Genomic DNA, 23,103 nt, shown 5'->3' with positions numbered 1-23,103 from the left:
CGCGCCCTATCCCGCCTGGTTGCTAAGACCCTTAATTTAAGCTAATGTCATATCTTTGTAGCGGGACTTACATTATGAACAAAGCACTCGAGGACTTGGTTTACTCATTACAGGGCAGTAATTTAACCATGCTTGAGCAGCTGCATCAGTTTTGCGAAATCAATTCAGGAACCAGTAATCTGGATGGCCTGCAACGCATGCACGCGGTTTTAAACCAGGCATTCGCACCCGTGGCTGATCAGATTGATTCACTGACGTTGCCGACGATTACCAGCATCACTATGAATGGCGATACGGTCACAGAAGCCTGTGGAAAGGCCCTGTTCATCCGCAAACGGCCATCCCTGAAACGACGCATCCTTCTGACAGGCCACATGGACACTGTTTATGGCGCCCATCACCCTTTTCAAACATTAACTCCCATCGACTCCAATCAGATCCGCGGCCCGGGCGTTGCAGACATGAAAGGCGGCTTGATTGTCATGCTGCATGCGTTGGCTGCCTTTGAACAAAGTAACGTGGCTGAAACCCTGGGCTGGGATGTGTTCATCAACAGCGACGAAGAAATTGGCTCGCCAGCATCCGCGGCCGTTTTTGAGCGCATTGCCGGTGATTACCAGGCGGGTTTAATTTATGAACCTGCGATGACGCCCCAAGGCACTTTGGCAAAAAATCGCCGCGGCAGCGGTAAATTGACCGTGATTGCCACAGGCCGGGAAGCCCATGTCGGCCGAGCCTTTAACGAGGGCCGAAATGCCATTGCCTACCTTGCAGAAGCAGTCCTTGCCATCCATCAACTCAATGGCCAACGCGATGGCGTAACTATCAATGTCGGTAAAATTGCCGGTGGTGAGGCCTTGAATGTCGTACCTGCCAAGGCAGTGGCGAAGCTCGATGTCCGTATTGCACGCCCGGAGGATGAATTTTGGGTAAACGAACAACTCGATCAGATTCTTAAGCAGCAGCAACAGGTGGATTACACACTGAGCATCCAGGGGTATTTCGGCCGTCCGGTGAAACGCGTCTGCAGAGCCACCGAGCGTCTGTTTCAGCGAATTCAACAGGCTGGCACGCACCTCGGTCTCACGATTGACTGGCAGGACAGCGGCGGTTGTTGCGATGGCAATAATCTCGCTGCACATGGCCTACCCGTTATTGATACCTTGGGAGTAAGAGGCGGCCACATCCACAGTCCGGAAGAATACATCATTCTGGATAGCTTGCCGGAGCGAGCCGCGTTAAGTGCCCTTTTATTGCATGATCTGGCCTCAGGGGGGCTTGAGGAGTTGGCCTCATGATGTTGTTTCGCAGCGCAAATTCAGGCGATCTTGACGCCATCTACTCGCTCGCCCAATTGTGCGGCATTGGCATGACCACCCTGCCGAAGGACAAAGAGCTATTACAGAAACGGCTGCAATGGTCCTGTGACTCCTTTAAACGAACCATTCAGCATCCTCACGATGAATATTACTTTTTTGTTCTTGAGCACCCAGCCACGGGCGAAGTCGTAGGCACATCCGCCATTGAGGCTTCTACAGGACATGAATTACCCTTTTATTCATACAAGGTCTCCAAGCGGACACGGATTTGCCATTCACTCAACATCCGCAGCGATTACGAAGTATTAAGTCTGGTCAATGACAACCAGGGAAAAAGTGAAATATGCACGCTGTTTTTGCAACCGGAGTATCGCAAAAACCACAATGGCCTTCTGCTCTCGCGGGCGCGTTTTTTATTTATTGCGGAGCACCCGGAACGCTTCGCACCGACCATCATTGCCGAAATGCGGGGCATTTCAGACGACCTCGGCCATTCCCCCTTCTGGGACAACGTCGGAAGGCATTTTTTTCACATGCCCTTTCCTGATGCGGATCGGCTGACCATATCAACCAATAAGCAATTCATTGCTGATTTGATGCCGCGAAATCCCATCTACATCAAGCTGCTATCACCTGCCGCGCAAGCGGTGATTGGCCAACCGCACCAATCGACTGTGCCCGCCATGAATATCCTCTTGCGTGAAGGATTCCGCTATAATTCCTATGTCGATATTTTTGATGCCGGACCCACCATTGAGGCTCCGATCAATCAGATTCGTACGGTTGCCGTCAGCCGCGTCATGACCATTAAGAATTTAAGCGATGAGGTCAGCGGCAGTCATTATCTGCTTGCCAATACCAAGCTTGATTTCCGCGCGACAATCAGTCAGATGATTTTTAACGAAGCAAAAAATACCTGCATCATAAGCAAACCCACGGCAGAATTATTAAAGGTCCGTCAGGGCGACAGGATTCGCGCAGCCCCGCTGATTGAAGCCGTACCGTTTTAAAAGGAAGACCATGAACAGACAGCAACACTCAGGCAAACATTACATTGCCGGCCACTGGCATGAAGGTTCCGGTATGGCCTTTGTTTCTAAAAACCCGGCCACCCATGAAATCCTGTGGGAAGGCAAAGCAGCCTCTTCCGAGGAAATCAATCAAGCCGCTGAGGCGGCTCATGCGGCATTAGCCTCGTGGAGCGCACGTTCCGTTGAAGAACGTATCATTTACCTCAAGGCGTTTGCCAACGAAGTGGGAAAACGACGTGATGAACTGGCAAAAGTCATCGCCATGGATAATGGTAAACCGTTGTGGGAGGCATTGACCGAAGTGACAGCAGTCATTGGCAAAATCAACCTTTCCATTCAGGCGCATCAGGAGCGAAACGCAGAAAAAATAACCTCTGCCGGCGACAGCAAGTCCTGCCTGCGGTATAAACCTCATGGTGTCGTCGCCGTGCTTGGACCCTTTAATTTTCCGGCGCATCTTAGCAATGGCCATGTTGTTCCTGCCCTGTTAGCCGGCAATACTGTCATTTTAAAACCCAGCGAATTAACCCCCTACGTCGCTGAAGTCATCATGGAGTGCTGGCATGCCACAGGCATTCCTGCCGGGGTCATTAACTGCGTCCAGGGTGATGCCGCAACGGGGAAGGCACTGCTGGACGCCGATATCCAGGGGGTTTATTTCACGGGCAGCTATTCAACAGGCAAACGAATCAATCAGCATTTTGCCGAACGGCCTGAGGTGATCATAGCCCTTGAGATGGGGGGTAATAATCCATTAATCATTGATGAGGTAGAGGATGTGGATGCGGCGGTTTATCAAACGCTGCTTTCATCGTTTATCACATCCGGCCAGCGTTGCACCTGCGCGCGACGGCTTATCATTGCTCAAAATGCCGTGGGTGATCGCTTCCTTGCCAAGCTTTTAGCCGCCACTCAGCGTCTCCGTGTGGGAGCATGGACAGAGCAGCCTGAGCCTTTTATGGGACCGGTAATCCGTTATGAGCATGCGTTGGACCATTTGCAGGCCCAGAAGAAACTGCTTCAGTCAGGAGGGAATGCCTTATTACCCATGACCCTGCTGAAAGAGGAAAGTGGATTATTATCACCCGGGCTTATCGAGATGACCCGCGTCAGTCATCCCAATGACATGGAGATTTTTGCACCCCTGGCACAGGTTTATCGCTATCATGATTTTGATGAGGCTCTGTATCTTGCCAATCAAACCCGTTATGGTCTGGCCGCGGGGTTGCTAAGCGATAACGCGACGCATTACCAGCAGTTCTATCACCACGTTCGCGCCGGTTTAATTAACTGGAATAAGCCCACCACCGGGGCAGCCAGCAATCTGCCTTTCGGCGGCATTGGCTTAAGCGGTAATCATCGCCCCAGCGCCTATTTTGCTGCCGATTATTGCAGTTACCCCATTGCCAGCCAGGAGCAGGAGAAGCTGGAGCCGCCAGTGCAATTATTGCCCGGCATTGATTTGTCATTGGGTTATTAAGGAAATCAAAGTGGATGTCTACGAATTAAATCTTGACGGGTTGGTTGGCCCAACTCATCATTACGCAGGGCTTGCTGAGGGCAATATCGCTTCCATGGCTAATGCTCAAACGACGGCCAATCCGCAGGCCGCTGCTCTGCAGGGGTTGGAGAAAATGCGGTTTCTTCATCAGTTAGGGCTCAAACAGGCTCTGTTGCCGCCGCATCAACGACCCAATCTGCATTTATTGCACCAATTGGGTTTTCGGGGTAGCCCCAGTCAGCAAATCAGCAAAGCCTATCAAGAAGCGCCGCAACTGCTAAGCGCCGCCTTCTCAGCATCAGGCATGTGGGCGGCTAATGCCGCGACGGTATCCTCAAGCCTGGACACGCAAGACAATAAAGTTCATTTTACTGCTGCCAATTTAATCAGCAATTTACACCGTCATCAGGAAGCGCCCTTTTCAAGCCTGCTGCTCAAGCGGCTTTTTCATCAGGAGGCGCATTTTACCCATCACCCTCCCTTGCCACCAAGTCTGATTACCGGTGATGAGGGAGCGGCCAACCATAACCGCCTGTGTAAACGGCATAATACATCAGCCATTCACTTATTTGTCTATGGCAAAAAAGCCATGGGAAAACCGTTAAGTGCGCCCACCCATTATCCCGCACGTCAGACGCTTGAAGCCTCTCATGCGATTGCCCGCTCTCATCAACTCGATCCGGCCAAAGTCGTGTACGCTCGTCAAAATCCTGAAGCCATTGATCAGGGGGTTTTTCACAATGATGTCATCAGTGTCGCCAATGAATCGGTCTTTCTTGTGCATGAAGGCGCGTTCGCCGAACAAAGGCAGGTGTATGACGAACTTCGACGCAAGGCGGATTTTGAGATTCAAATTGTCGAACTCAAACACGATGAGGTGACCATTGAAGAAGCCGTGAGTTCCTACCTGTTCAATTCACAACTGCTCACCCTTCCCGACGATACCATGGCCATCGTGGCGCCCAAGGAATGTGAACGCAATGAACGGGTCAGAAAAGCGCTCGAACAACGGGTTAATGATCCCTTAAACCCCATCCATCATCTTCATTTTCTAGATGTGAAACAGAGCATGCGAAATGGCGGCGGACCTGCTTGCCTGCGCTTGCGCGTACCCTTGACAGACAAGGAGTTTGCGGCCATGCATCAGGGGGTTGTTATCACGGAACCGCTTTTAGCGACCCTGAAAAAATGGGTGATTAAGCATTACCGTACCCACCTTCAAACAAGTGATTTGGTGGATCCGCAATTCCTCAATGAATGCTTAACTGCACTGGATGAATTAACTCAGATTTTGCACTTAGGAAGCCTTTATCCCTTTCAATGCGAGTCTTTCCCATCATGATTTGGAAAACGTTTGCCGGCCGTTGCATTTATCAAAGTCAGACCGGCACTCGCGTTTATGAGAACATGATCTTTAGATGGCTGAAATTTGAAAGCAAAGCCATTCAAACCCTGATTAACAAACATTACCCGGCAAGCCCTGCCCTGCATTACATCAAGCCTTTACTGTTCATGGCGAAGCAATTTCCTGATCATTGCTGCCTGATGGGGCTTGGCGGCGCCGGCGCGGCTCACGCCCTGTCCCCTTTTTTAACTTCATCTAAAATCACTGCCGTGGAAATCAGCCAGGAAATCGTGGATGTTGCCTCACGGTTCTTTATGCTTTCAACGATTCCCAACCTCGAAGTCATTCATCAAGATGCGTTTCACTTTATTGAGAACACGCCAAGAACGTTTCGCCACATTATTGTTGACTTATTTAATGCCAGTCATTTTCCACCGCATTGCAACAATGACACCTTTTTTGCCTTATGCAAAAGCCGCTTAAGCAAGGATGGCATCCTCGCGGTCAATTTAGCCAATCGTCAGGAACAACGGCCGATTTTTGAAATGATGCAGCGGCAATTCGGGTACAACATGGTCTCCATACCGGTTGAGGGTTGCGCCAATCTGGTTATTTTAGCCAGCAATTCAGAGGACAATCAGTTCCTTAAGCATTATTTCACCACCCATAAACAGGTTAAACGAATGGCCTGGGATGCAACATGGGGCCATTTGGCCGCCATTAAGCAACGGTGGTGATCTCCGCAGGCAGGTCATCCCTCCTTTTGTGTCTTGCCGCGCAGGCGGGCACCCATGAAAGAAGCATAGGCCTCGATAACAGCCATCGTCTGCTTAGTTCCAAGCATCCCCCATCCGGGTTCGAATGGTTGCCGACCTGCGCGGGCAGGACAGCGGATGAGCCACTCGGGGGGTATCAATTGAGGGGGTTAATGCACAATAAAGCATGACCGGATCAATAAACGAAGGGTGTTTTTTAGCGTGGATTTTATCAAAAAGTAGAATAATTGCCCGCTCACGCGGGCATACCAGAGGATGGTTAAGAAGACCGATCGAAAAACAAACCTCGGCTAAATTGCCATTAGATCTTTTTCTTTTTCTTCCAAAGCAGCATCAATATCCGCAATGTGTTTGTCAGTCAATTTTTGAATAATTTCATTGGCTCGACGCTCATCATCCTCGGAAATGGCTTTTTCTTTCACTAACTCTTTAAGTTGGTTATTGGCATCGCGACGAATATTACGAATCGCTACCCGTCCCTGCTCGCCTTCAGCACGCACCACTTTAATTAATTCTTTGCGGCGCTCTTCAGTGAGGGGCGGCATGGGTACGCGAATCGCACTTCCGGCTGTCGAAGGATTTAATCCCAGGTCGGAGGTTAGAATGGCTTTTTCGATAACTGCCACCATCGATTTTTCCCAGGGAGTGACTAACAGTGTACGTGAATCACTGCTGGTCACGTTAGCAACCTGACTTAATGGGGTTAAATTGCCATAATAATCAACCTGAACGTGATCAAGCAGACTAGCATTGGCACGACCTGTTCTAATCTTGGTTAAGTCCACTTTCAGGGTTTCAACCGTTTTCTTCATGCGTTTTTCAGTGTCTTGCTTAATGTCATTGATCATGATTTGCTCCTACAATAGTTCCAACCCGCTCACCCAGGACAATCTTTTTCAGGGCATTGGGCGCTTTCATGTCAAAAACCTGTAATGGCATTCCATGATCCTGACATAAACAAATGGCTGTTAAATCCATGACCTGCAACCCATCACTGAGGATTTGCTTGTATGTCAGGTAATCATACCGTGTCGCATTTGGATTTTTAACCGGATCGTCAGAATAAATACCATCCACCTTGGTGGCCTTCAACACCACATCCGCACCCACCTCAATTGCACGAAGGCAGGCCGCTGTATCAGTAGTAAAGAAAGGATTACCCGTGCCTGCAGCAAAAATAACCACATGGCCGTTGCGTAAATGCGTGATGGCTTTGCGGCGATGATAGGGATCAACCATACCCATCATGGGTATGGCTGACATGATACGGGCAGGTAAATCAATTCGTTCAAGGGCATCACGCAGGGCCAGCGCATTCATCACGGTGGCCAGCATACCCATGTGATCGCCAGTGACACGTCCTAAACCCGCCTCGGACAAGGCTTTGCCGCGGAACAGGTTTCCGCCGCCAATAACAAGACCGACCTCAACGCCCATACTGACTAATTCAGCCACGTCGTTGGCAATACGATCAAGTACTGCCGGGTCGATGCCAAATTGCGCCTTGCCCATCAGCGCTTCGCCGCTGCATTTTAATAAAATGCGCTTGTATTTGAGTTTTGGATGTGAGTCAGTCATTATGAACCACGAACCTGTGCCATCACTTCCTCGACAAAATTGTCTTCTTTCTTCTCGATCCCTTCACCAACCTCAAAGCGAATGAATGATTGAACTTCTGCATTCTTTTCTTTGAGTAATTGTCCAACTTTGACATTGGGGTCTTTAACAAACGGTTGTCCAAGCAGACTGACTTCATCAATGAACTTGTTAATACGGCCTTCAATCATTTTATCAATGATTTCCTGTGGCTTGCCGCTCTCGCGTGCCTGAGCATTGAAAATGTCACGCTCATTGTCAATGGCCTCTGCGGAAACCTGTTCGCGGCTAACGACCATTGGACGGCTGGCAGCCACATGCATGGCGATGTCTTTAGCCAGATTTTCATCTCCGCCTTTTAAAGCAACCATAACGCCAATGCGGGTACCGTGCAGGTAATAACCAATAACACCCTGAGTATGTAAACGAACCAGGCGGCGAACCTTGATGTTTTCACCAATTTTGGCAAACAATTGCTGTCTGGCTTGTTCTATTGTATCGCTGGTACCAGGAACGGTTTGGGTTGATAAAGCATCAACATCATTGGCATCAGACTGTAAGGCTGTCTGAGCGACTCTATCAGCAAATTCAATAAAATTACTGTCTTTCGAGGCAAAATCAGTTTCGCAGTTGACTTCGACCATGACCGCGGAATGCTGATCGGCAGAACGGGCAATAACAACAACACCCTCTGCAGCAACTCTATCGGCTTTCTTGTCGGCCTTCGCCTGACCAGCCTTACGCATTTGTACAATTGCTTCTTCAATATCCCCATTGGTTTGCAGCAGGAATTTTTTACACTCCATCATCCCGGCACCGGTACGTTCACGCAATTCCATTACTAATTTAGCGCTGACTGTCATCGTTTAATCCTCCACATAGCGAAAAGGGGTACGCCAACTGATGCAGCGTGCCCCTTTATCATCACAAAAATATTAGTCTGCTTTATCTGCTTCTTTTTCAGCCACAGAAATTTCAACAAACTCGGCATCAGATGAAACACCACCAACCGTGTTCCCTTGTTTAGCATCAAGGATTGCATCAGCTATGCAACGGACATAGATATCAACCGCACGCATAGAATCGTCGTTTCCAGGGATAACGTAATCGATGTTATCCGGGCTGTTGTTGGTGTCCACTACGCCAATGACGGGAATCTTCAGACGGCGAGCTTCTTCAACAGCGATGTGCTCAAAACCAACGTCAACCACAAACAGGGCATCGGGCAAACCACCCATGTCTTCAATACCACCGAGACTGCGCTCTAATTTTTCCAGTTCACGGGTCAGCATTAACGCTTCTTTTTTAATCATAGAAGCAAAAAGGCCCTTGTCACGCATTTCCTTGAGTTCTTTCAAACGGAAAATGGATTGACGGACTGTTTTCCAGTTTGTCAGCATGCCGCCTAACCAACGGTGATCCACGTAAGGCATGCCGCAACGCTTGGCGTGTTCGCGGATGCTTTCCTGAGCTGCTCGTTTAGTACCAACAAACAAAATTTTTGCCTTGTTTGCAGCCAAACGACCGACATAATTTGTCGCGTCATTTAAGCGGGGCATTGTCTTTTCGAGGTTAATAATATGGATTTTATTTCTTGAGCCAAAAATGTATTCGACCATTTTTGGATTCCAGAAACGGGTTCTGTGGCCAAAATGGGCCCCCGCTTCCAATAGTTCTCGCATACTAATATTCATTTAAAGTTCTCCGGGTTATGCCTCCACGCTTCCCATACAGTACCCATAAGGGACCCAACTGCATGTGACGAAACGTGTGTGTCGTTAAAAAGCGGTGTATTTATAACACACTTACTTGAATTCAGCAATGAATAACACTGGAATTCGATTGAAAATAAAAGCAGAAATAGTGATTAACACCCGCTATAATGCAAAACGATACAATAACAAACTGGAGGGTTTTATCATGTTTAAAAAACTTCTTATTACTGTCATCGCCTGTGTTTCTTTCCTCTCTCTGCAAGCCGTCTATGCAAATCAACATGGCAATTGCCCCTGCAAAGGCCGCTTGAGTGAAATGTATAAAGAACTGCAACTCGATGCCAATCAACAGGCTCAAATCAAAGCCATTAAAGAGAAAAACAGGGACGCGATGAAAGCCAGCTGGCAACAAATGAAGGAATTGCGCAGCCAGTTAAAAGCCTTAGTAACCAGCGACAAACTCGATGAAGCCACGTTAAACAAACTGACAAATCAAAAAGCCGCGCTGGTAAGTTCCATTACCAAAGCGAAAATCTCAGCCAAAAATCAAATCTACAACATACTCAACGACAAGCAAAAGCAGCAATTCCAGTCCATGATGAAAGAATGGGAAGCTAAGAAAATGATGCACAAACAACAATGCAAAGGGGCATAACCCCTCCTCATTAGAGTCTGGGTGCGGCCTTGGGGCTTTTACCCAGACTTTTTCTGCATCATGATCCGCCATACCGGTTTGGATGTCGTAAAGACCAATTCCCTTCATGTTACCAGCGAGTTACCCTCCCCAACAGGGAATAATGATGCTGGAATGAATGACTTATGCTACTATTTACTTTTTTGGTTGGATTTAAACTATGGCAGTAACCATTAAAACACCTGAAGAAATTGAAAAAATGCGTGTCGCTGGCCGTTTGGCAGGTGACGTGCTGACCATGATTGGCGATCATGTCAAAGAAGGGGTTACCACGGATGAGCTAAACACCATTTGCCATGATTACATTGTCAATGTCCAGAACGCCATTCCTGCTCCGCTGGGTTACAACGGCTTCCCCAAATCCATCTGCACGTCCATCAACCATGTTGTCTGCCATGGCATTCCAGGTAAAAAAGCCCTGAAAGACGGCGATATCATCAACATTGACGTGACGGTCATCAAAGATGGGTATCACGGCGATACCAGCAAGATGTTTATTGTGGGAACGCCCTCGGTTAAAGCCAAACATGTGGTTAAACTGGCCCATGAATGCCTGTTCATTGGCATTGAAATGGTCAAACCGGGTGTACGGCTGGGCGACATTGGTCATGCCATTCAGGTTCATGCCGAAAAAAACCGCTGCTCTGTGGTGCGTGAATATTGTGGACATGGCATTGGCCGTATTTTTCATGAGGATCCGCAGGTCTTGCATTATGGCACGCCGGGTACCGGCGAGGTCTTGCGTGAAGGCATGACATTCACCATTGAGCCGATGATCAATACCGGTAAATACCAAACGCGTCTATTGCCTGACAATTGGACCGTGGTCACTAAAGATCACAGTTTATCAGCCCAATGGGAGCACACCTTGCTGGTGACGGCTGACGGCGTGGAAATTTTAACCTTACGCGATGAAGAACGGTAGCCATGTACTCAAGCAGACTCTCAAACAGTTCAAGGAAGAACTGTGTAATGAATTTTGTCAAAAAGCCAGCATCACCAGCATCACACGCAAGTTAGTCCATTTTATTGACGAAACCTTATTGCTCCTCTTTCAGAAGCACCAGTTGCACGAAGACAATGCCTTTTGCCTTCTGGCGCTGGGCAGCTATGGCCGCCGCGAATTACAGCTTCATTCAGACATCGATTTACTTTTATTGCATGGCCCTCACGTCACCAAACCCCAGTTGCAGCGTGCTCAGGCGTTTATCCAGGATTGTTGGGATATCGGTCTCGATGTTAGTCATCAAATCACCACGCCCAAGGATTGCGCAGACTTGGCCAGCCAGGACTTAAGCGTTATTTCCAGTATTCTTGACGTGCATCTCCTTTGCGGCCGCGGCAGTTTCATGGAAGAGTTGCAATACTACACCCACCCATTACACATCTGGCCAAGCCATGAGTTTTTTTTCGCCAAACAGCAAGAGCAAAAGCAGCGCTACATTAAATACGGTGAAACCGCCTACAATTTGGAGCCGAACGTCAAGCAGGGTGCTGGCGGGTTGCGTGATTTGCAAATCCTGCTCAGTATCGGCAAACGTCATTTCGGCATTAAAAAACTGGCGGACGGCATCAGCAGCGGTTTCATTACCGACAAGGAATACGAGCAGTTAATGAACTACCAGCATTTTCTCTGGCGGGTTCGTTTTGGGCTTCATACCCTTGCAGGCAAGCAGGAAGAGCGGCTGCTGTTTGACTACCAGGTGAAACTGGCTGCCCTGTTTGGCTTTGAGGATACGCCGCAATCGCTGGCCATTGAACAGTTCATGAAACTTTACTTTAAAAACATCAAAGGGATCCGTGAACTGAATGAAATGCTGCTGCATTGGTTCTCAGAAGCCATCGTTCACCGTGAAAAACAATTGATTACCCCCTTAGACAGCCGCTTCCAGTTGTCGAATCATTACATTGAAGTAAAACACTCCCGTGTCTTCAGTCAGCACCCGCCGGCACTCATTGAATTGTTTGTCTGGCTAGCCAAACGTCCTGACATTGCCGGTGTCCGTGCCAGTACCATTCGTCTGATTAGGCAGTGCCTGTTTTTAATGGATAAAAAATTTCGCTCCTGCCCTGCCGCAACCCAGTTATTTATCCAGCTGTTTAAAGAAAAGAACCCGTACTATGCCTTGCATCACATGAACCGCTACGGCGTGCTTGGTCATTACCTGGATTGTTTCGCCGCCGTAACCGGGCAGATGCAATACGATTTATTTCATGTGTATACCGTGGATCAGCATACCCTGTTTGTCATTCGCAACCTGGTTCGTTTTCTTGATCCTGCCTACAACTCGTCTTTTCCCCTGGCCGCATCGCTCATGGCTACCCTTAAAAAACGTGAACTCCTTTACCTGGCGGCCCTCTTTCATGACATTGCCAAAGGCCGGGGCGGCGATCACTCGGAACTGGGTGCTGAGGAGGCGAAAGCCTTTGCTGCACGGCATCAGTTGTTGAAAGAGGATTCAGATCTTGTCACCTGGCTTGTGCGCCACCATCTACTCATGTCGCAAACAGCCCAACGACAGGATATTTACGATCCCAAAACCATCAGCCTGTTTTGTCAGCATCTGCCAAAACCCCATTACCTTGATTACCTTTATTTGCTGACCGTCGCCGACATTTGTGCCACCAACCATACCCTGTGGAACAGTTGGAAAGATTCGCTGCTTAAAGAGCTTTACCATGCGGCTTACCGGGTTCAGCAGCAGGAAAAAAACCTCCCTGATGAAGAAAGCCTCATCAACGAACGCCAGCAGGAAGCCTTAGCCTTGTTGAAGAAAAAGGGCATTGACGACAAAAAAGTGACTGATCTGTGGGTCCATATCAAAGGCAAGTATTTTCTGCACGAGCCACCCGAAGTGATAGCCCGCCACACGGAGGCCATGTTAAGTTGCCAGCAGTATCCGTTGATCATCATCATGCCTCACCACAGCCAGGGGGGGACCGAAGTCTTCATTTACATGCCGCACCGAGAAGAGCGATTTACAATTACCACCACGGTACTCAGCAATCATTACATCACCATTCAGGAAGCAACCATTTTAACCTGTGATCATCAGTTTGACTTGGACACCTATATTATTCTCGATGAACAGCATCAGGCCTTGACCAATAATGAGCAGATTAAAGCCATCCATGACGCATTGAAAAAGCATCTGGGCAAGCACTCCTCGCCACCCAAAAGCATTAAGCGCCGTTTGTCCCGAACCCAGGCCCATTTTAAATTTAAACCGCAGATAAGCTTTACTGAAGCACAACAGGAGCAGCATACCTGCCTGTTTTTGGTAACAACCGATCGCCCCGGCTTGCTGGCGACCGTCAGCCGCATTTTTTCTGAACAAGGACTCCACCTGCATAATGCTAAAATTGCTACCGCAGGCGAACGGGTCGAAGACATGTTTTATATTTCAACCCGGGACGGTTTACCCCTGAATGCTGAAGAAAAAAAGCGATTGAAGAGCCAATTGATGGCGGCATTCACGAGCGCCGAGTCATAAAAAATTCTTTTAATAATGCGGAGCATTCCGCTTCAAGAAATCCTTCATCAATTTGCACCGGGTGATTTAGGGGGTACCCTTTGAGCAAATTATATACTGAGCCGGCCGCACCGGCTTTCACATCGCGTGCAGCAAAAACAAGGCGTTTGATGCGCGCATGAACCATGGCGCCGGCACACATAGCGCAAGGCTCCAGTGTAACGTACAAGGTGGTATCCAGCAGCCTAAAATTGGCCTGCTTTTGTGCCGCTTCACGAAGGGCCAGAATTTCGGCATGAGCACAGGGATCGTTATGGGTTATGACGCGATTGCCGGCTGCCGCCAGCAACTGATTATTGCTGTCAACAAGCACAGCGCCAACTGGCACTTCGCCGGCTTGTTTGGCCGTCAATGCCAGTTCATAGGCTTTTTGCATCCAGTGGGTGTCGTTTATTCCCATTCAATCGTCGCTGGCGGCTTGCCGGATATGTCGTAAGTAACCCGGGACACACCCGCCACCTCATTAATGATGCGATTGGAAACAGTCCCGAGAAAATCCCAGGGTAAATGGGCCCAATGCGCTGTCATAAAATCGATGGTTTCGACCGCCCTAAGACAAATCACGAAATCATAACGACGGCCATCGCCCATCACACCCACGCTTTTGACCGGCAGAAAAACGGCAAAAGCCTGACTGACTTTATGATAAAGGCCTTCGTTCTTTAATTCATCAAGAAAAATAGCGTCCGCCTGCCTTAAAATATCGGCATACTCCTTAGTGACCTGACCAAGAATGCGCACGCCAAGGCCGGGCCCCGGGAATGGATGGCGGTAAACCATGTCGTAAGGCAAACCCAGTTCCAGACCAATTTTGCGAACCTCGTCTTTGAATAATTCGCGAATCGGTTCCAGTAATTTTAGATTCAAGGTGTCTGGCAAGCCGCCCACATTATGATGCGATTTAATCACCACCGCCGCACCATTGGTTTTGGTTGCGGCCGACTCAATGACGTCGGGATAAATGGTCCCCTGAGCAAGCCATTTGACGCCAGGCAATTTTTTTGCCTCATCATCAAAGACTTCAATGAAGGTCCGGCCAATGATTTTCCGCTTTGTTTCCGGGCAATCAACCCCTTTCAACGCCGCTAAAAACCTGTCTTCAGCCTTCACGGCGATGATGCGAATACCCATGTGCTGACCGAACATGGCCATCACCTGTTCCGCTTCATTTAAGCGTAAAAGACCCGTATCGACAAACACACAAACCAGCTGATCACCAATGGCCTGGTGCAGCAGGGCCGCGACGACCGACGAATCCACGCCGCCGGAAAGTCCAAGCAATACCTGTTCATCACCCACCTGCTGGCGAATGGTGTCAATAGCCTGTTGAATAATATTATCGGCGGTCCAGGTGGTTTTAGCCTGGCAAATATCAACAACAAAACGTTGCAATATGCGCAAACCCTGCACAGTATGAGTTACTTCAGGATGGAATTGCAAACCATACAGGCGGCGTTCATCATTGGCCATACCGGCAATGGGCGCATTGCGCGTTTCGCAGATAACCTTAAACCCGGGCGGCAGTTGCGTGACTTTATCGCCATGACTCATCCACACATCCAGCAAAGCCCGCCCCTCAGCGTCGGTCTTGTCTTCAATGTGGTGCAATAATTCGGTATGCCCATGCAAACGCAGTTCTGCATAACCAAACTCACGCAGGTTGGACGATTGCACTTCCCCACCCAACTGAACCGCCATGGTCTGCATGCCATAGCAAATTCCCAACACCGGCAAACCGCAGGTGAATACCCAGTCCGGGGCGCGTGGGTTGCAACTTAAGGTCACGGTGGATGGCCCCCCGGAAAGGATAATGCCGCAGGGCGAAAGTGCATTAAACGCGGCTTTATCCAAATCATAGGGATGTATTTCGCAGTAAACGCCCATTTCCCGCACGCGGCGAGCAATCAATTGCGTGTATTGCGAACCAAAATCAAGAATTAAAAGGCATTGCTGCTTGATATTACTGCTCATTAGTTGTCCACCTGGTAATTCGGGGCTTGTTTGGTAATGCTGACATCATGGACATGGGATTCGCGCATCCCGGCATTGGTCACCTGCACAAACTCCGCCTTTTCATGCAGAAGACTGATGGTTTTGCACCCGGTATAGCCCATGCAGGAGCGAAGACCACCCATCATTTGATGAATGATGGTCTGCACGAGGCCTTTGTAAGGAACACGGCCTTCAATGCCTTCAGGAACCAGTTTTTCAGCACCCTGGCTCATGTCCTGAAAATAACGATCGCTTGAACCCTGGGCTTGAGCCATGGCCCCAATCGATCCCATGCCGCGGTAGCTTTTATAGGTTCGGCCCTGATAGAGTTCAATTTCACCGGGTGACTCTTCTGTACCGGCAAACATACTGCCTAACATGACCGTGTCGGCGCCAGCCGCCAGAGCCTTACAGATATCACCGGAAAAACGGATGCCGCCATCCGCAATCACCGGTACCTGGCCTTTAACGCCTTCAGCCACATTGGCAATGGCGGTAATCTGCGGTACACCGACACCCGTGACGATACGGGTGGTGCAAATCGAGCCGGGACCAATTCCAACCTTGACAGCATCAACGCCGGCGGCCACCAGATCGCGGGCTGCCGTCGCGGTCGCTATGTTGCCGCCAACGACCTGAACCTGCGGGTGATGTTTTTTAATCCAAGCCACACGGTTTAATACGCCCTGAGAATGACCATGCGCAGTATCCACCACCAGCACATCGACACCCGCATCAATGAGTGCCTCCACACGTTCATCGGTGCCTTCACCGACTCCTACTGCCGCTCCAACACGCAATTGTCCCTGATGATCCTTATTGGCAAATGGATTTTCTTTGGCTTTTTGAATGTCTTTTACCGTAATTAAGCCGCGCAGCTTGAACTCGTCATTCACCACCAGCAGTTTTTCTAAACGGTGTTTGTGCAGCAGGCTTTGAATTTCTTCACGCCCTGCCCCTTCTTTGACCGTTACCAGACGCTCTTTTGGTGTCATAACGGCTGAAACCGGCAGAGAAAGATTGGTTTCAAAACGAATGTCACGACTAGTGACTATTCCTACCAGCAAACCGTTTTCAACCACGGGTACGCCTGAAAAATTATGATGGGCAATGACCGTAAGCAATTCTTCCACGGTGGTTTGCGGCGTCACCCACACGGGATCCTTCACCATACCGCTTTCAAATTTTTTCACTTTGCGAACTTCTTCAGCCTGGGCAGCGATATTCATGTTTTTATGGATGATCCCAATACCGCCTTCCTGTGCCATGGCGATCGCAAGCCTTGACTCGGTCACCGTGTCCATCGCTGCTGAAACAAGTGGGATATTCAATTCGATGCCCCGAGTCAAACGGGTTTGCAAGGAAACTTCTTTGGGGAGAACCAGTGAATGGGCAGGAACCAGCAAAACATCATCAAAAGTCAGCGCCTGTTGCACAATAGAAAGCGACATATCAATCCCCCTGCAATGAAATTAACCGAATATTATACAACCATTAGAGAGAATGATAAATAACATTCGGTTAATTTTTTGAGCGGAATTGTCAGTGGGCGGAATAGCACCACCCATTGTTAATAATCGCTGCTGCCATGATCGGGAACGACGCGGGTGTTTCTGCCGTAAATGACTAAAATCGGCTGCTTGACTTTCAGCTTGACCGTATCGGCCTGAACCACAGAAATAATGCTGCCGCTATTGAGTTTAATCACATATTCAAACCCGTGAGATCGATTCATGGTGGGGTCGGAATAAGACGAACTGGGTGCAGTCGAGCGAGAACCTGGAGTAATACCGATTTCAGCTTCTTTATTGTGCAGCCGGACTGGGCGCATGGAAATAATCACCCCCGGTACGACTTTCTTAATTTTGCCCACTTCGGATGAATCGTAATCGCCGGGCGGGATATCCTTGCTGCAGCCCGTGATAAGCGTAGTAATGGACAATAAAAGGGCCACAAGTAACGTGTTAATTCGCATAAGTCCTCCAAATGCTTTAACGGATAGGCTTGATTTTGAACAGAAACAGGGGAACTATCATATACCTGAACATGGCAATATGCCAGGTTTTCTTTACCTGAAAACCCCCGCCTCTCCCGCCAGCGGGAGAGGGAGTGCACAGGGTTCTACTGTCAGGGAAGCGCTTTAACCCGCCAGCTCAATCCCCTCTTCCTGCAAGGATTTAACCACCGACGGATGCTGGCTTACTTTTTTGAAATGCTTAACCAGATTCGGCCACTCCTGCAAATCGATTTTGAAATGGAAAGTCCAGGTTAACATGACAAACAAATAGGCATCGGGCAAAGTCAGGTGGTTACCGCACAGGTAGGGCTGCCCATCCAGCAGGGAATTCAAATAGTTGAATTTGGTTTTAAGCGTGGGCAAGGTGAATTTTTCTCTGATTTCTGACGTCATTGCCGGATTAAAAAGAGCGCCCAGGGTCTTATGAATCTCGGTGGTGATGTAATTGACGCATTCGAGTACCCGATAACGCTCAAAATCATGCAGCGGCGGCAGTAGTTTATTCGCTTCATAGGTATCAGCCAAATACTGGAGAATGACTGCGTTTTCAGTCAGAATTTCACCCTTGTCTGTTTGAAGCGCAGGCACCGCGCCCTTTTTATTAATTTCCAGGTAATTTTTACCGCTTTCCGTTTTCTTTGCCTGCAAATTAACCGACTCGTAGGTGCAATCCACACCAATCTCATTGATAACAATTCTTACAGCCAGCGAACAGGCGCCTTTAGCGAAATAAAGTTTCATGTTGAATTCCTTTTTTTACAGGGGAAGATAGTTTTACTCCTATCCAATTCGTCCTGCAAGTGTTTATCGCAAACGTTTGAATTCAAAATGAAACTTGAATTTGTATTATTTAAAATCAGGTCATATACTTAAAAGACACAATTGACAAGGAAGACGCTATGAAGAAGATACTTTTTGTGTCTTTGATTGCTCTAATAACAACCAGCCTGTCCGGATGCGGGTATCGCAGCTGTTGCGCCAATCCCTATAACGAACCCAATATTTCAACCTATGGCTGCTGCGGCTCAAGCAGTTGGTGATGAATAAATCCCTTCCCGTGGAAGGGATTGTTGCTTAGGCATCGCATAAATCAGGCAAGGTTTCCGGGCGGATTTCTCTAAACCGGTTATGCTCATCGACAAACACCACCGTCGGTTTAAATGACGCGCACTTCTCCTCACTGAGTTGAATGAAAGACGCAATAATGATCAAATCGCCCGGAGTGACCAGGTGAGCCGCCGCGCCATTGACACAAATGGCGGTCGAATTTTCTTCACCCGTGATGGCATAGGTTTCAAATCGTGTACCGGCAGTCACATTCCACACATTCACCGCTTCGTAAGGCAAAATATCAGCCGCTTTTAATAATTCCGGTGAAATGGTGATACTGCCTTCGTAATCCAGATCCGCGTGCGTTACACGGGCACGATGGATTTTCGATTTCAACATTTTGCGATACATCATACGACCCTTAAAATGAATGTTTTTTATTGACCAAAAGTGTGCGGATTTTAGGTGCAGTTTCGGTTAAAAACAATAGCCCGTGGATCGAACGACTTTATTGTTAACAGTGTCAAAAATATATTGCCGTATTTAAGCCGTTGAGCTTGAACTGTTCATTCAATAACGTGTAAACTGGAACGCAAAGTGTTAACAAGTCTTTTAACAGGAAGGTTCCGAGTTGGCTAAGATAATCGTTGTGACTTCAGGTAAAGGCGGCGTTGGAAAAACTACCACTTCTGCGGCTTTTTCATCAGGACTCGCTCTTCGCGGGCACAAAACAGTTGTCATTGACTTTGATATTGGTTTACGAAATCTTGATATCATCATGGGGTGCGAACGGCGTGTCGTTTATGATTTTATTAATGTCATCAATGGCGAAGCCAGCCTTAATCAGGCTTTAATCAAGGATAAGCGTGTCCCCGATCTCTGCATCCTGCCTGCGTCACAAACCCGCGATAAAGACGCTTTAACCGTGGAAGGCGTTGAGAAGATACTTAATGAATTGGCAAAGGAATTTGAGTACATCGTTTGTGACTCGCCGGCTGGCATTGAAACCGGAGCGCTGATGGCCATGCATTTCGCCGATCATGCCATTGTTGTGACGAATCCAGAGGTTTCTTCCGTTCGCGACTCCGATCGTATTCTGGGTATCTTGGCCAGCAAAACCAAACGAGCAATTAACAATGAAGCCCCTATCCAGGAACATTTGCTTCTCACCCGCTACGATCCGGAGCGCGTTGAAAAAGGAGAAATGTTATCGGTGGAAGACGTCAAAGAAATACTTGCTATCCCGCTGATTGGGGTTATTCCCGAATCCAAAGCCGTGTTAAAAGCATCTAATACAGGTACGCCTGTGATTCTTGATGAAACCAGTGACGCAGGCCTGGCCTACCAGGATGCGATTGCTCGTTTCCTGGGCGAAAACAGGCCCATGCGTTTTGTCAGCAATGAGCGTAAAGGCATTTTGCGCCGGTTGTTCGGTAAAAACAAGGAGGATGTTCCAGCATGAGCATATTCAACTACTTAAGAAAACGCACCAGCACCGCATCCGTTGCAAAAGAACGCTTGCAGATCATTATTTCTCATGAGCGGACTCAGCGTAATACACCGGATTATTTGCCTAAACTCCAGGAAGAAATTCTGGCAGTGATAGCCAAATACATCCCCGTTACACGTGACAAAGTCAGTGTCAATCTGGAACGAATGGGTGACAGTGCGGTGTTGGAGTTAAATGTCACCATGCCGGATGAAGCATTGGAAGAAATTTAACTCGCCCCTCTTGACGACTGGCTACTGAAATCTGAATCCCGGATTGCTTTTCCTTTCCCTCAATTGTTTGTCGCTTATCTTTTCATGTTATTTTTTTCTATCAGCTTGCACAGTTCCATCAGGATAAGGCAATGTGCATGGCTGTGTTGCTGAGGACAAGCAATACAGGCTGATCGGCACCGACAGGAATACAACTCAGGGGATAGGTATCAATACGATTCTGAAGCAGCGTTGCTTACCCGGGAATCCTGCCGCCTCAGCATAAGTGAAGCGAAGCAGCAGGCTCCGACAGGCATCATAGGTTAAATGTTTTCCGTGATATCGTCCTTGCTCGGCTCATGCTTTTTTGTTTTCACAGAGGCCTGTAAAGAAGTATGGCTTAATTCATCATGGCTGAAATCATCCACAGCAATGACGTGCTGGCGGGCGAGTTCCGCTTCTTTTAATAAGACAGCCTGTTCACTGCTCAGAATGCCGGCATTTTCTGCTTCATCAATCTGCTCAAGCAAGGTTAGCGCACGCAATGTGCCCTCTTTTACCGCGACTGCAACGCGTTTTTCCAAAGGTTCAACCGCGCAAATTTTGCGAAATGCGGCCTCAAGGCGCCCAATGGGACAATTGGAGGTGGCCTCTTTAAACACAAACCGTGTTAAGCGATCCCGGGATTCATTGGGGTTGGTCAGCAGGCGTGCCAGTTGTTGCCCCAGACGATCGGAGGGTTGTTTCCTTAAGCCGCCCCAGGGATTGATGACTGCGCGCAATATTATCCTTGCCGCACGGGGCTTGATGTTGGTCATGACGCCTTGCAGGGCTAAGTCGCACTCATGGAACAAATGCTGACAACACCACTCCACCAGCGGCAAATCAGCTTCGGGCTCATGATCATCGTGGAAACGCTTAAGCACGGCGGACGCCAGGTACAGGTAGCTTAAAACATCGCCTAAGCGTGCAGAAATTTTTTCCTTGCGCTTAAGCTCACCACCAATGACCGTCATTGCAAAATCAGAAGCAAAGGCTAAATTGCTGCTGTAACGATGAATCAATTGATAATAACGTTTTACCCGGCTGCGAGGGGCACGTGTGAAATGGGCATCCGTCAGATTAAACAACACGGATTTGGTGAAATTGGCCAGCATAAACGCGCCATGTCCCCAAAAGGCTTTATCAAAGAGGGCGAGGTTATTTTCCCGTACGCTTTCAATTTCCTTGAAAACATAGGGATGACAGCGAACAGCACCCTGACCAAAAATAATCAGACTTCGAGTGAGAATATTGGCCCCCTCAACCGTAATGCCGATGGGAGCACTTTGATAACCGCGTCCCATGTAATTATTGGGACCCAGGCAAATGCCTTTACCGCCGTGAATGTCCATCGCATCGAGCGCGACCCGTCTGGCGCGTTCCGTGGTATGGTATTTAAGAATAGCACCCGCCACAGACGGCTTGGCGCCATGGTCAATGGCGGCGGCCGTCATGGTCAACGCCGCGTCAATGAGGTAGGCGTTGGCAGCAATGCGGGCCAGCGGTTCTTCGATACCCTCAAAATTGGCGATGGACGTATTAAATTGTTTACGGACCCGAGCATAGGCGCCGGTAGCCAACGCAGCCGCCTGCGAGCCGCCGAGACCGCTGGAAGGTAAGGAAATCGCACGGCCTGCACTTAAGCATTCCATCAACATCCGCCAGCCGCTCCCAGCCATTGCAGCCCCCCCGATAAGGTAATCCATGGGGATAAAAACATCCTTACCCTGGGTAGGACCGTTCATAAAGGCGGTATTGAGCGGGAAATGGCGACGGCCTCTTATTACACCCGGAGTTTTGGCAGGAATCAGGGCACAACTGATTCCCACATCGTTCCCCTTGCCTAACAGATTGTCCGGATCAAACATTCTGAATGCCAGACCAATCACGGTGGCGATGGGGCATAAAGTAATGTACCGTTTATTCCAGGTCAGACGAACCCCGAGCACCTCCTGACCATCCACGGTTTGCCGGCAGACGATGCCTTTATCCGGCATGGAGGCGGCATCAGAACCCGCATTGGGTCCGGTCAACGCAAAGCAGGGAATCTCGCGACCATCGGCAAGACGAGGAAGATAATAGTCCTTTTGCTCTTTGGTACCGTATTTAAGCAGCAATTCCGCAGGGCCTAAGGAGTTAGGCACTGAGATGGTTGACGCCACGGTAACGGAACGGCCATAAATTCGCGACAATATCGCCGCCTGAGCACTGGCAGAAAAATCAAGCCCACCGTACTCCTTGGGAATGATCATGCCGAAAAAGCCCTTTTCCTTGATGAATTGCCACATTTCAGGAGGCATGTCCGCCCGATTGTGGGTAATGTCCCAATCGTCAATCATGCGGCAGAGCTCGTTAAGCGGTCCATCCATGAAAGCCTGTTCTTCAGCTGTGAAACTGACGGTGGGGGCTTTAAGCAACTTATTAAAATCCGGCGCACCGCTGAATAAATCCCCTTCCCAAGTGATAGTGCCCGCTTCGAGCGCCTCACGTTCCGTGGCCGACATGACCGGCATTTCCTTGCTGATTCGGGAAAATAACCGGCGAGACAGGAGATTGCGGCGTAACGGACGAATCGAGGACAGAACAAAGGTGGCCGTCAACAGGCACAGGAGCGCCTGAGTGACCAGGCCCGGAGAGCCATACTGTATGTACAAGCCCGTCAGAATGGCATAACTGATTGCCCAAACGACAATCGATGCCTGCCTGGACAGTAACCAAAGCGATACGCCAATCAGCGCAAACACAATCAAGCTATGCGGCACAGTTCTCTCCTTTTAATAAATAGCCTTAA

Annotated in this window: 21 protein-coding genes; 10 read left to right on the top strand and 11 right to left on the bottom strand. The window is 48.9% G+C overall.

Annotated elements, in window-relative coordinates:
* The first annotated feature begins 74 nt into the window (after positions 1-74).
* The 5 genes from DYE45_RS07010 to DYE45_RS06990 are packed head-to-tail and all read left to right on the top strand — an operon-like array spanning position 75 to position 5,933.
* On the top strand, positions 75-1,298 hold the full coding sequence (locus tag DYE45_RS07010; protein WP_108291733.1) for a hydrolase: 1,224 nt from the start codon (positions 75-77) through the stop codon (positions 1,296-1,298).
* Positions 1,295-2,329, top strand: coding sequence for an arginine N-succinyltransferase (gene astA / locus DYE45_RS07005; protein ID WP_108291735.1), 1,035 nt, complete (start codon positions 1,295-1,297; stop codon positions 2,327-2,329). Before DYE45_RS07010 ends, astA begins: the two co-directional genes overlap by 4 nt.
* A gap of 10 nt (positions 2,330-2,339) precedes the next feature.
* Positions 2,340-3,830, top strand: a complete 1,491-nt coding sequence (gene astD / locus DYE45_RS07000; RefSeq protein ID WP_108291737.1) for a succinylglutamate-semialdehyde dehydrogenase — start codon at positions 2,340-2,342, stop codon at positions 3,828-3,830.
* A gap of 10 nt (positions 3,831-3,840) precedes the next feature.
* Entirely contained in the window at positions 3,841-5,193 is a 1,353-nt protein-coding gene (gene astB, locus DYE45_RS06995; protein ID WP_108291739.1) for an N-succinylarginine dihydrolase, read from the top strand.
* Positions 5,190-5,933, top strand: a complete 744-nt coding sequence (locus DYE45_RS06990) for a spermidine synthase (protein ID WP_160160694.1) — start codon at positions 5,190-5,192, stop codon at positions 5,931-5,933. Before astB ends, DYE45_RS06990 begins: the two co-directional genes overlap by 4 nt.
* A gap of 329 nt (positions 5,934-6,262) precedes the next feature.
* Here DYE45_RS06990 and frr read toward each other — a convergent pair whose 3' ends face one another.
* The 4 genes from frr to rpsB form a co-directional block, all read right to left on the bottom strand.
* A complete protein-coding gene (frr, locus tag DYE45_RS06985; protein WP_108291743.1) occupies positions 6,263-6,820 on the bottom strand; it encodes a ribosome recycling factor in 558 nt (185 codons plus the stop codon).
* Positions 6,810-7,553, bottom strand: a complete 744-nt coding sequence (gene pyrH / locus DYE45_RS06980; RefSeq protein WP_115300671.1) for a UMP kinase — start codon at positions 7,551-7,553, stop codon at positions 6,810-6,812. The genes frr and pyrH overlap by 11 nt, the downstream gene beginning before the upstream one ends.
* The gene (tsf, locus tag DYE45_RS06975; protein WP_115300670.1) at positions 7,550-8,431 is read right to left on the bottom strand and encodes a translation elongation factor Ts; all 882 of its coding nucleotides are present in this window, start codon (positions 8,429-8,431) and stop codon (positions 7,550-7,552) included. The genes pyrH and tsf overlap by 4 nt, the downstream gene beginning before the upstream one ends.
* Before the next feature lie 72 nt (positions 8,432-8,503).
* Positions 8,504-9,262: a 30S ribosomal protein S2 gene (rpsB, locus tag DYE45_RS06970; RefSeq protein ID WP_108291749.1), complete on the bottom strand. Its 759-nt coding sequence runs from the start codon at positions 9,260-9,262 to the stop codon at positions 8,504-8,506.
* Positions 9,263-9,488: 226 nt separating this feature from the next.
* Between rpsB and DYE45_RS06965 the strand changes: the two genes are divergently transcribed.
* The 3 genes from DYE45_RS06965 to glnD all read left to right on the top strand — a co-directional run bounded on the left by DYE45_RS06965 (position 9,489) and on the right by glnD (position 13,471).
* The gene (locus DYE45_RS06965; protein WP_160160693.1) at positions 9,489-9,938 is read left to right on the top strand and encodes a Spy/CpxP family protein refolding chaperone; all 450 of its coding nucleotides are present in this window, start codon (positions 9,489-9,491) and stop codon (positions 9,936-9,938) included.
* Between the two features lie 199 nt (positions 9,939-10,137).
* Complete coding sequence (gene map / locus DYE45_RS06960; RefSeq protein WP_108291753.1) at positions 10,138-10,902, top strand: type I methionyl aminopeptidase; 765 nt, start codon at positions 10,138-10,140, stop codon at positions 10,900-10,902.
* Positions 10,889-13,471, top strand: a complete 2,583-nt coding sequence (gene glnD / locus DYE45_RS06955) for a [protein-PII] uridylyltransferase (RefSeq protein WP_115300668.1) — start codon at positions 10,889-10,891, stop codon at positions 13,469-13,471. The genes map and glnD overlap by 14 nt, the downstream gene beginning before the upstream one ends.
* Here the strand turns inward: glnD and tadA are convergent.
* The 6 genes from tadA to panD form a co-directional block, all read right to left on the bottom strand.
* A complete protein-coding gene (gene tadA, locus DYE45_RS06950) occupies positions 13,452-13,904 on the bottom strand; it encodes a tRNA adenosine(34) deaminase TadA (protein WP_165481669.1) in 453 nt (150 codons plus the stop codon). The genes glnD and tadA overlap by 20 nt on opposite strands.
* Complete coding sequence (guaA, locus tag DYE45_RS06945; protein ID WP_108291759.1) at positions 13,901-15,481, bottom strand: glutamine-hydrolyzing GMP synthase; 1,581 nt, start codon at positions 15,479-15,481, stop codon at positions 13,901-13,903. Before guaA ends, tadA begins: the two co-directional genes overlap by 4 nt.
* Positions 15,481-16,953 (bottom strand): IMP dehydrogenase, encoded by a 1,473-nt coding sequence (guaB, locus tag DYE45_RS06940; RefSeq protein ID WP_108291761.1) that lies wholly within the window; start codon positions 16,951-16,953, stop codon positions 15,481-15,483. The genes guaA and guaB overlap by 1 nt, the downstream gene beginning before the upstream one ends.
* Positions 16,954-17,072: 119 nt before the next feature.
* Positions 17,073-17,477: a hypothetical protein gene (locus tag DYE45_RS06935; RefSeq protein ID WP_108291763.1), complete on the bottom strand. Its 405-nt coding sequence runs from the start codon at positions 17,475-17,477 to the stop codon at positions 17,073-17,075.
* Positions 17,478-17,642: 165 nt separating this feature from the next.
* On the bottom strand, positions 17,643-18,260 hold the full coding sequence (gene gstA / locus DYE45_RS06930) for a glutathione transferase GstA (protein WP_108291765.1): 618 nt from the start codon (positions 18,258-18,260) through the stop codon (positions 17,643-17,645).
* Between the two features lie 333 nt (positions 18,261-18,593).
* Positions 18,594-18,983 (bottom strand): aspartate 1-decarboxylase, encoded by a 390-nt coding sequence (panD, locus tag DYE45_RS06925; RefSeq protein ID WP_108291767.1) that lies wholly within the window; start codon positions 18,981-18,983, stop codon positions 18,594-18,596.
* Positions 18,984-19,200: 217 nt separating this feature from the next.
* On the opposite strand from panD, the gene minD reads away from it, so the two are divergent.
* On the top strand, positions 19,201-20,031 hold the full coding sequence (minD, locus tag DYE45_RS06920) for a septum site-determining protein MinD (protein ID WP_115300667.1): 831 nt from the start codon (positions 19,201-19,203) through the stop codon (positions 20,029-20,031).
* Positions 20,028-20,291 (top strand): cell division topological specificity factor MinE, encoded by a 264-nt coding sequence (gene minE, locus DYE45_RS06915; protein ID WP_058530381.1) that lies wholly within the window; start codon positions 20,028-20,030, stop codon positions 20,289-20,291. Before minD ends, minE begins: the two co-directional genes overlap by 4 nt.
* Before the next feature lie 302 nt (positions 20,292-20,593).
* On the opposite strand, the gene DYE45_RS06910 is transcribed toward minE, so the two are convergent.
* Complete coding sequence (locus DYE45_RS06910) at positions 20,594-23,074, bottom strand: acyl-CoA dehydrogenase (protein ID WP_108291771.1); 2,481 nt, start codon at positions 23,072-23,074, stop codon at positions 20,594-20,596.
* Positions 23,075-23,103 lie beyond the last annotated feature (29 nt).

This window comes from Legionella taurinensis (assembly GCF_900452865.1).
GTDB lineage: Bacteria > Pseudomonadota > Gammaproteobacteria > Legionellales > Legionellaceae > Legionella_C > Legionella_C taurinensis.
This window is presented reverse-complemented; position numbering and strand designations above follow the sequence as displayed.

What these genes read in the sequence shown, in the direction of transcription:
- DYE45_RS06935 (WP_108291763.1), bottom strand. Translation starts at nt 17,477, where the DNA reads ATGCGAATTAACACGTTACTTGTGGCCCTTTTATTGTCCATTACTACG.
- rpsB (WP_108291749.1), bottom strand. Translation starts at nt 9,262, where the DNA reads ATGAATATTAGTATGCGAGAACTATTGGAAGCGGGGGCCCATTTTGGC.
- gstA (WP_108291765.1), bottom strand. Translation starts at nt 18,260, where the DNA reads ATGAAACTTTATTTCGCTAAAGGCGCCTGTTCGCTGGCTGTAAGAATT.
- guaA (WP_108291759.1), bottom strand. Translation starts at nt 15,481, where the DNA reads ATGAGCAGTAATATCAAGCAGCAATGCCTTTTAATTCTTGATTTTGGT.
- glnD (WP_115300668.1), top strand. Translation starts at nt 10,889, where the DNA reads ATGAAGAACGGTAGCCATGTACTCAAGCAGACTCTCAAACAGTTCAAG.
- DYE45_RS06990 (WP_160160694.1), top strand. Translation starts at nt 5,190, where the DNA reads ATGATTTGGAAAACGTTTGCCGGCCGTTGCATTTATCAAAGTCAGACC.
- tsf (WP_115300670.1), bottom strand. Translation starts at nt 8,431, where the DNA reads ATGACAGTCAGCGCTAAATTAGTAATGGAATTGCGTGAACGTACCGGT.
- astD (WP_108291737.1), top strand. Translation starts at nt 2,340, where the DNA reads ATGAACAGACAGCAACACTCAGGCAAACATTACATTGCCGGCCACTGG.
- astA (WP_108291735.1), top strand. Translation starts at nt 1,295, where the DNA reads ATGATGTTGTTTCGCAGCGCAAATTCAGGCGATCTTGACGCCATCTAC.
- panD (WP_108291767.1), bottom strand. Translation starts at nt 18,983, where the DNA reads ATGATGTATCGCAAAATGTTGAAATCGAAAATCCATCGTGCCCGTGTA.
- frr (WP_108291743.1), bottom strand. Translation starts at nt 6,820, where the DNA reads ATGATCAATGACATTAAGCAAGACACTGAAAAACGCATGAAGAAAACG.
- DYE45_RS06965 (WP_160160693.1), top strand. Translation starts at nt 9,489, where the DNA reads ATGTTTAAAAAACTTCTTATTACTGTCATCGCCTGTGTTTCTTTCCTC.
- minE (WP_058530381.1), top strand. Translation starts at nt 20,028, where the DNA reads ATGAGCATATTCAACTACTTAAGAAAACGCACCAGCACCGCATCCGTT.
- DYE45_RS07010 (WP_108291733.1), top strand. Translation starts at nt 75, where the DNA reads ATGAACAAAGCACTCGAGGACTTGGTTTACTCATTACAGGGCAGTAAT.
- guaB (WP_108291761.1), bottom strand. Translation starts at nt 16,953, where the DNA reads ATGTCGCTTTCTATTGTGCAACAGGCGCTGACTTTTGATGATGTTTTG.
- map (WP_108291753.1), top strand. Translation starts at nt 10,138, where the DNA reads ATGGCAGTAACCATTAAAACACCTGAAGAAATTGAAAAAATGCGTGTC.